We start from the raw sequence: 472 nt of genomic DNA on the forward strand, positions 1-472 counted from the left end.
GACATCAACCCGAAAGCCGTAATCGCGGAAGTCACGGCTCTTCCGGAGACGGTTGAAAAGGTCCGCGGCTTGCTATGCGACTACGGGCGCATTGTTCGGCAAGAACCTGGGAACGGAGCGTTTGCTTGCCACCAAGTCGACGGTCGACCAGATAAGTTTGTCGTCTACGAGGTCTACGCGGACCAGGCGGCCTTCGAGACGCACCTTTCCGCACCCGAGAACGCTCAATTGAACACCAAGCTTGGGACCCTCTTTCAGGGTGGGGTTCAGTCCTAACCTTCCTAATACAGTTGAGTAAGCGAGACTCATTAAAGGGAGTCGCATTTCGCGGAGACCCACGATCATGCACCACAACAGACCTCACGTCGAAGACATACGCGCGAAGAAGCGACGGGGCGAAAAGCTTTCGATGCTCTATGTCACCAGCACGGAGGAAGCCGCCGCCGCCGCCGCCGCGGGGATCGATCTCCTG

1 protein-coding gene is annotated in these 472 nt (G+C 57.8%); it reads left to right on the forward strand.

Annotation, left to right across the window (positions count from 1 at the left end; translation table 11 throughout):
* The coding region (locus tag EH240_RS37510) for a putative quinol monooxygenase (protein ID WP_125007306.1) at nucleotides 1-276 on the forward strand (276 nt) is incomplete at its 5' end.
* Nucleotides 277-472 lie beyond the last annotated feature (196 nt).

This window comes from Mesorhizobium tamadayense (assembly GCF_003863365.1).
Classification (GTDB): Bacteria; Pseudomonadota; Alphaproteobacteria; order Rhizobiales; family Rhizobiaceae; genus Mesorhizobium; species Mesorhizobium tamadayense.